The organism is Cyanobacterium sp. T60_A2020_053, assembly GCA_015272165.1.
Taxonomy (GTDB): domain Bacteria; phylum Cyanobacteriota; class Cyanobacteriia; order Cyanobacteriales; family Cyanobacteriaceae; genus Cyanobacterium.
The window spans coordinates 1-7251 of sequence record JACYMF010000048.1 but is presented as its reverse complement, the minus strand read 5'-3'; the positions used below and the strand labels follow the sequence as shown (position 1 = coordinate 7251).

General features: G+C 36.8%; 8 protein-coding genes. 4 read left to right on the top strand and 4 right to left on the bottom strand.

Annotated features, from left to right (window positions below):
* Window positions 1-233: 233 nt before the first annotated feature.
* The 4 genes from IGQ45_06765 to IGQ45_06750 all read right to left on the bottom strand — a co-directional run bounded on the left by IGQ45_06765 (window position 234) and on the right by IGQ45_06750 (window position 3179).
* Window positions 234-1622 carry a DUF3086 domain-containing protein gene (locus IGQ45_06765; GenBank protein ID MBF2056914.1) on the bottom strand — a complete coding sequence of 463 codons (1389 nt, stop codon included), beginning with the start codon at window positions 1620-1622 and terminating at the stop codon, window positions 234-236.
* Window positions 1623-1819: 197 nt separating this feature from the next.
* Window positions 1820-2212 (bottom strand): DUF3119 family protein, encoded by a 393-nt coding sequence (locus IGQ45_06760; GenBank protein ID MBF2056913.1) that lies wholly within the window; start codon window positions 2210-2212, stop codon window positions 1820-1822.
* Window positions 2213-2368: 156 nt separating this feature from the next.
* Entirely contained in the window at window positions 2369-2569 is a 201-nt protein-coding gene (locus tag IGQ45_06755; protein ID MBF2056912.1) for a DUF2862 domain-containing protein, read from the bottom strand.
* Between the two features lie 271 nt (window positions 2570-2840).
* Window positions 2841-3179 carry a TMEM165/GDT1 family protein gene (locus IGQ45_06750; protein MBF2056911.1) on the bottom strand — a complete coding sequence of 113 codons (339 nt, stop codon included), beginning with the start codon at window positions 3177-3179 and terminating at the stop codon, window positions 2841-2843.
* Between the two features lie 255 nt (window positions 3180-3434).
* Here IGQ45_06750 and IGQ45_06745 point away from each other — a divergent pair, with 255 nt between their 5' ends.
* The 4 genes from IGQ45_06745 (at window position 3435) to IGQ45_06730 (ending at window position 7149) form a co-directional block, all read left to right on the top strand.
* Window positions 3435-3983, top strand: coding sequence for a hypothetical protein (locus IGQ45_06745; GenBank protein ID MBF2056910.1), 549 nt, complete (start codon window positions 3435-3437; stop codon window positions 3981-3983).
* 244 nt (window positions 3984-4227) lie between these two features.
* Complete coding sequence (locus tag IGQ45_06740) at window positions 4228-5559, top strand: histidine phosphatase family protein (GenBank protein MBF2056909.1); 1332 nt, start codon at window positions 4228-4230, stop codon at window positions 5557-5559.
* A gap of 139 nt (window positions 5560-5698) precedes the next feature.
* Complete coding sequence (thiD, locus tag IGQ45_06735) at window positions 5699-6505, top strand: bifunctional hydroxymethylpyrimidine kinase/phosphomethylpyrimidine kinase (GenBank protein MBF2056908.1); 807 nt, start codon at window positions 5699-5701, stop codon at window positions 6503-6505.
* Between the two features lie 209 nt (window positions 6506-6714).
* Window positions 6715-7149, top strand: a complete 435-nt coding sequence (locus IGQ45_06730; GenBank protein MBF2056907.1) for a hypothetical protein — start codon at window positions 6715-6717, stop codon at window positions 7147-7149.
* The last annotated feature ends 102 nt before the right edge of the window (window positions 7150-7251 follow it).

Genomic DNA, 7251 nt, shown 5'->3' with positions numbered 1-7251 from the left:
CGATTTTTTTGTTGGTTCGTTTACATCCCCCGTTGATTTCAGTGGGTATTTTTTTGTTGAGAAATTCAACGGGGGTCTTTCACTCACATTTCAAGATAAAAGTTTATCTACCTCATCAATGATAGTAATAAACGATTTTAAATAATAATAATTACCTTACAGCGCATTTCACATGAATAAACCACTTTTTTTTCTCGCCTCGATGCGCTAAGACGCAAAGGGAATCTTTGTGACTAAAAATAGTCATAATTAGAACTAGGTTTTTCAGAGGCAAAAGCCAACCATAAGGGAAATTGTAATAAAGATAAGCTGACTTTATCCTCATTTTGATCCATGATAACCAAGGGTAAATCTTTTTCAGAGGTTAAACGATCCGCTTTTTGACATAGTGCTTCTGCGGTTTCAAATAATACGACACCACGATTTGGACCAAAATCACTGCGAGAAATACCTAAACAATCCTGTAAACCTCGGCGCCATTCTCCTAACTTTTCGGGGGTATCCGCCAAAATTAGCACCCTCGAGCGATCTCCATACAAATACGACAAAATGGAGATAATTGCTGAAGCTACTAGAATATTTTGTAACCTCGATGTCATACCTTTAATAGTACCTTTTCCTCCCTGAGAGAAAAACCAATTAGCAACTCTTTCAGCGTGGATAGGCTCAAAAGTGCGCCGTAATTGCCACGGTTGCCCATAATAATCAGGGCGTGTGCGATATTGATCTAATAATGAGCGAATAATTTTGGTTTCTTCCTGAAAACTTTTATCTACGAAGGAGGGCGCTGGATTTTCTTTCTTGGTTTGATTGCTAACAGTCATAGGTTGTTCCCATGATTCTGTTTTACCTGTAGTTAATTCTAATTGTTCGGCGGCTACGGCTAAATCTTGTAAACTGCCCACTAAATAATCTTTAAAACCTTGCACTCTGATGGCTAAATCTTGAGATACCCCCGAAAAAGTAGTTTTCATTTCTTGTTCTATTCTTTCTTTGCGCCGTTCTAATTTTTGGATGGTAATTTCTAAGTTTTGTTTTTTTTCTGCTAATTCTTTTAGACCTTCTTTGACTAATAAACTCAAGTTTTCTTGCATTTCTGCTTGTTGTTTTAATAAGCTATTTTTTTGGCTTATTAATTTTTCAATATCTCTACTTAGTTCTTCTTTTTGATTGTTTGAATTAGATTCATTTTCTATACAGTTATTAATAATTTTATCTTCAATTATGGGGACTTCTTCCGTAGATATTTCTTCTATGTTATCTTCAGCTAATGATATATCTAATTGTTGTTGTGACGTTTCTAAAACTGTATTTGTGATTTCTTCTTGTTCTTCATTTTCGATGCTTAAAGGAGTTTCTTCTTCATCTTCAAGAATCAAGTTAAATTGAGCTAATTTATCGTTAATATCTTGCTCATAATCATTATCTTCTGTGGGTTTTACTTCGTCTTCTTTAATAATTTCTGCGGTAACTATTTCTGCTTTTTCCGCTAAATCAGACCAATTTTCCACAGGGCGAGGGGCGCTGGTATCATCAGATTGTAGCGCCCACAAATCATCATCATCAAAAGTATCGTTAATGAAATTTTCTGTCTTTTTTTTCTGCTTATCTATCTCTGACATAATTACTTTTTTGATTTTTTTACTTGAATTTTAATATAGAAATTGAATTAAAGTAGCCGGTAGTCAAAAGTATAAAAGTAAATTTAAACATAGCTTGGAATACCGTTAAATTAAATTTTCTCATGTCTTAAAAGACAGGATTTTAAACTATTTATTCTTTGACAAATCCCTCATTGACTAAAGTTATCAAGGTAATTTCAGTTATTTTTAGGAAAACATTTTTCTAAACAATCTTTTAAGGTTTTAGGTTCAAAAATAATCGGTAAAAAATGAATACTATTAACCTCTTTAAAATAAAATAAAATTGGCAGAGGTTGCCAAAAAATCTCCCAATTTTGCCATTGCTGATAAGGAAAACTTCTAATTAGCTTATCACCTCGATATACTTCCAAAGTAACAGGGGTAAATTTGAGCTTAATTAACACAGCTTGAATCATTAAAAACAAACCAAATAAAGCAATAACAGCGCCCACCACCGGCTGAATAAACATCAAACCTAGCGCCCCCAACACCAAAATAATAGGTAGATTAAAGCTAGGAGACAACTCCACAGTAGTTAATAATTGAGGAGGCTTAGAAGTAATAGTCATAATGAGTATTTAAAACCGTTTCCGTTCATTTTACCAGAAAATAACAGAGGCTTATTTTCTATCCCCGTAATGATGAATTTACCAATTTTTCAAATCAAAAATTTTGCCTAACATCTTAAAACCGACACCGAAAACCTCAGACTGTTTGCTTAAACCTTATTTTACAACCACTACTTCATCTTCAAAAAACCAACCAGTTGTGGAGTCAGCAAACTCAACAAAAACACCAATACCACTACCATCAGTCATTTTAAAAGATTTGATAGTTGCAGTTTGTTGTTGTTGTGCTTTCTCGATAAACTCAGAAGATACTTTTTCTCTTAAACGGCGAATTTTTACTTTTTGTCCGATTTCCATATAAATTTATTTAACCGTAGTTTTAACAACTCTTAATTTTAACGGAATTTGGCAATTACCTCACCATCTCCCCTAATAAATTCTGGCTCTCTTACTTTGAGTATGATAAATTATTTCTAAAGAAAGGTGTCAGGTATTAGGTATCAGGTATTAGGTGAAATGCCAACGATAAATTTATAACAATTGCATTTTTAAAATACTAAAACTATTATATATCGAGGGTTTTGTTTGTTATTTATTATTAATTTTTCATAACCACGGCTAAATTCTTTTAAAGAATATCACCAATTAATCCCCCCGCAACCAACAGAAGCAATAAAGATAAGGATAAATCAAGAATTTTAGGCGTTAATCTTTTTGATAGCCAATAACCCAATAAAACTCCTAGCAAACTGGTGGCAATCAAGGCTAAACTTGCCCCAAGGAAGACTACCCAAGGTGAGGCGGAGTGCGCTGAGAGTAAAAGGGTACTAAGTTGCGTTTTATCCCCCATTTCAGCCACAAAAATAGTGATAAAAGTAGAACTAAATACACTCCAAAAACTATATTTTTTGAGATTTTTTGGTATTTCTGTTTGGGCGATTTCCTTAACTTCTTCTTCTAATGACATTTTGAGAATTATGAATTATCAATTTTCCATTGAAGGTAATATAAATGTAAGATTACCTAAAAATGTAGCTTTTCTGCTGTGGTTATAATGAATTAATAGAAAATCATTGCTCAAACGCTTATTTGATAAACTTTATAATATTCTAAAAAGACAAGTCTTATCATTTATAACATTAACAATTCCCTTTGCCCGTTGCCCTTTGCCCTATACCAACCAATAATTTATCATACTCAAAGTAAGAGTGCCAAAAATATCATGACTGCCATCAATAATAATCGAATTATTTTCAAAATATCCCCATTGATTAGGATAACCTTACTAAGTTTATATGTTGCGCTTACAGCGCCCCTCCCCTTTTTAGCACAAAAAACAGGGGTAGCCATACCCCAATGGTTATTTATCAGCGCCCTCCTCCTCGGCGGTATGATGATTTATGCCGTCATGACAGAAAGAGTAATTTTAGACGAAATCGGTATAACTGTAACTTATCCCAACTGGTTCAAACCTATTTGGCGCAAAGGTTGGAGTTTATCATGGCATGAGGTGAGGGCGCTGAAAATGCGTACCACAGGGCAAGGAGGCATGGTATATTACTTTACTACTAAAGAAGGAGAAAGAGCTTATCTTTTACCCATGCGCGTGGCTGGATTTGCCAAAATGGTGGGTATCGTTACCAAACAAACTGGCATTGATACCACCGATATTAGACCTTTAGCCCAACCATGGATGTATTTTTTCCTACTATTCTTTACCTTTTTTCTACTTCTAATGGATGTTTGGACAATTTCCGTTGCTATGACTTAAAAATTTAACACCATTATATTTTCGTCAAAGTTATGATAACAAGGGGATGTGCGCCCCTTGCCTGTAATTTTAATTACTCAAATAATTCAGCAATATTACTCACCTCTCCTGTGGGAGAGGGGTTGGGGGTGAGGGCAAAGCATTTTGAGTTGTTACCCTTTGCACTTTACCTCACCGCTTAAATGTAAACTAGCTTAAAGTGATATAATTACCGAACGTTACCTTTAAAATTAAATATATACTAATGACTACTCGTGTAATTATTGTTCGTCATGGTCAAAGTAGCTATAACGCACAAAAAATGATTCAAGGGCGCTGTGATGAATCAGTAATCACGGAATTAGGCAAACAACAAGCCGAAAAATTGGGACAAACCCTCGCCCATGTTAAATTTGCCAACATTTATAGTAGCCCCTTACAAAGGGCAACAGAAACCGCTAAAATTATTCAGGTCCACAATACCAATAATCCAGCCTTAACCATTTTAGAAAAACTCAGAGAAATTAACCTTCCTTTGTGGGAAAAATGGCAAAAAGAAGATGTCATTAGAGAATATCCCGACAAATATAAATTGTGGAAAGAAAAACCCCACCAATTAACCATGACAGAAAATGGTAGGGAATTTTACCCCATTTTGGATTTATACGCCCAAGCGCAAGAATTTTGGCGCGTCATCATCCCTAAACATTCTGGAGAAACCATTTTAATCACCGCCCACAACGGCATCAATCGTTGCTTAATTATGAGCGCCCTTGCCATGCCACCGAGTCGTTATCATAGTATTCAACAATCAAACTGTTGTATTAATGTTCTCAATTTTACAGGTAATTTTGGCGATGTCGTGCAACTAGAATCATTAAATCAAACAGCGCACCTCGGCGCAGCCATTCCCGATTTTCGTCCCGATTCTAACTCCATATTAAGACTATTATTAGTACGTCATGGCGAAACGGAATGGAATAGAATGTCAAGATTTCAAGGGGTTAAAGATATTCCCCTCAATGAAAACGGTAAAGCGCAGGCGCAAAAAGCAAGGGATTTTCTCCAAGATGTGACCATTGATTTTGGTGTCACCAGCCCCCTTTCTCGCCCCAAAGAAACCGCCGAAATCATTTTAGAAGCCCATCCTCACGTTAATTTAACCATTAAAAAAGACTTAGAAGAAATTTCCCATGGCTTATGGGAAGGCAAATTAGAAGCGGAAATCGAGGCAGAGTATCCCGGCTTATTGCAACAGTGGAAAGATGCACCAGAAACGGTACAGATGCCAGAGGGTGAGAATTTAGAGCAAGTGTGGCAACGCGCGGTTAAAGCGTGGTTGGAAATTGTTGCGGAGAATCTCAGCAGTGCCAATAAAACAGGCATTGTAGTTGCCCATGATGCCATCAATAAAGTAATTATTTGTTATTTATTAGGGTTACAAGCTAGTAATTTTTGGAATATCAAACAGGGTAACGGTGCGGTAACGGTGATTGATTATCCCCACGGCAAAGATGGAATGCCTGTATTACAAGCAATTAATCTTACTAATCATTTGGGTGGTGTGTTTGATCAAACGGCAGCAGGGGCGCTGTAATCAAATGGCAAAGGTAAATTTAAAGTAGTTAGTAGGTTGGGTTAGCCAAAGCGTAACCCAACAATAATCTCAATAGTTTAACAATCAGGCTTCTAGTCCGATATACAAGAAAAACACTACAAGAAAAAAGGTAAAAAGGATGAAAAGTGTAGTTGCGTTAACCATTGCTGGTTCTGATAGTGGGGGGGGCGCTGGAATACAAGCGGATTTGAAAACTTTTGCTTTTCATCGGGTGCATGGTGCTAGTGTCATCACCTGTATTACGGCTCAAAATACTGCCACTGTTACGGCGGTGATGGCGGTATCCCCTGACATGGTGAAGGCTCAATTTGACACCGTAACGGCTGATATGGAGGTAAGGGCGCTGAAAACTGGAATGCTCTTAAATCAAGGTATCATCGAGACGGTGGCTCAATGTTTACAAGGATGGCACAATAATAATATTGTAGTTGATCCTGTGATGGTCTCCCGTGGTGGTGATCAATTAATTGATGATGAGGCGGTGGCTTCTTTACGAAATCTTCTCATTCCCCAAGGGTTGTTAGTGACTCCTAATATTTTTGAGGCTCAATTATTGAGTGGTGTTACCATTAACGGCATTGATGATATGAAGCGTTCTGCGGAGATTATCTATAATTTGGGTGTCAAAAACGTTTTGGTGAAAGGTGGCGGTTTATCTGGTACGTTGAAGGGCGCTGATGTGTTTTTTGATGGTGATAGGTTTACTCTTTTACAGCGCCCTCCAGTGGTTACCAAAAATACTCACGGCACGGGATGCACCCTCGGCGCTGCCATTACTGCCCATTTAGCCTTGGGGTATGATTTAATTAACGCCATTGCCTATGCCAAGGATTACGTTACTATGGCGTTAGAATACGCTTTGGATGTGGGGGAGGGCGCTGGACCTGTGGGACATTTTTGCTCTATATTACCCTATGTAAGTTAGGACGTGTCATCAATTAAAATGAAAAATAACTATTTAGCTAAAATCTTTAATTCATAAGCCTTTAAACCTTTGCCCTTTGCCCCTTGCCCTTTTCCCTTTACCTCACCATTGGACTTTTTCATCAATCCCTAAATAATAATGTTATTGCAAACAGCGCCATGAGCTTTATAATTTTTAATCGATGTTGTAAAAAAAAAAAAGCCTTTGACATGAAATTAAGTGAGCAAATCGAAGCGAAACACATACAATCAGATATTGCCCGAGAATGTGTGCAGGTAATGGAAAATCAAGTTAACGGCAAAAAAGGCATGACTGGAGTATTATTTAAAACTCTCTATGCAGGGATTCGGGCGCTGGGCGCTGATTATGCGTATCGAGCAACTCTCAATCTTTTATCAGCTACATCCAAAGCATTAGACCCTTTGTGGGAAAAGGGTTTGAGTGAAAATGCTCCCGTTGCTTATTTAAAAAATAATTCTTCTTTAACTGCAGAAACAATTTTGAGTGTTACTGATGCTAAAATTGCCAAAGCTCATAATAAAATCGTCAAAGCTACTTATCAAAAAGTGCGTAATACCTTGGAAGAAGAAATTACCCAAGCTGTGCCTCCCATTGCAGATATTCTTGGTAAATATGTTCAATAATGGACAATGGGTTAAAAGGGCAAAGTTAAAAGGGCAAAGGTTGAATGAATTATGAATTATGAATTATGAATTATGAATTATAATCCTTCCTCTGCTTCCCCA

What these genes read in the sequence shown, in the direction of transcription:
- IGQ45_06765 (MBF2056914.1), bottom strand. Translation starts at nt 1,622, where the DNA reads ATGTCAGAGATAGATAAGCAGAAAAAAAAGACAGAAAATTTCATTAAC.
- IGQ45_06760 (MBF2056913.1), bottom strand. Translation starts at nt 2,212, where the DNA reads ATGACTATTACTTCTAAGCCTCCTCAATTATTAACTACTGTGGAGTTG.
- IGQ45_06755 (MBF2056912.1), bottom strand. Translation starts at nt 2,569, where the DNA reads ATGGAAATCGGACAAAAAGTAAAAATTCGCCGTTTAAGAGAAAAAGTA.
- IGQ45_06750 (MBF2056911.1), bottom strand. Translation starts at nt 3,179, where the DNA reads ATGTCATTAGAAGAAGAAGTTAAGGAAATCGCCCAAACAGAAATACCA.
- IGQ45_06745 (MBF2056910.1), top strand. Translation starts at nt 3,435, where the DNA reads ATGACTGCCATCAATAATAATCGAATTATTTTCAAAATATCCCCATTG.
- IGQ45_06740 (MBF2056909.1), top strand. Translation starts at nt 4,228, where the DNA reads ATGACTACTCGTGTAATTATTGTTCGTCATGGTCAAAGTAGCTATAAC.
- thiD (MBF2056908.1), top strand. Translation starts at nt 5,699, where the DNA reads ATGAAAAGTGTAGTTGCGTTAACCATTGCTGGTTCTGATAGTGGGGGG.
- IGQ45_06730 (MBF2056907.1), top strand. Translation starts at nt 6,715, where the DNA reads ATGAAATTAAGTGAGCAAATCGAAGCGAAACACATACAATCAGATATT.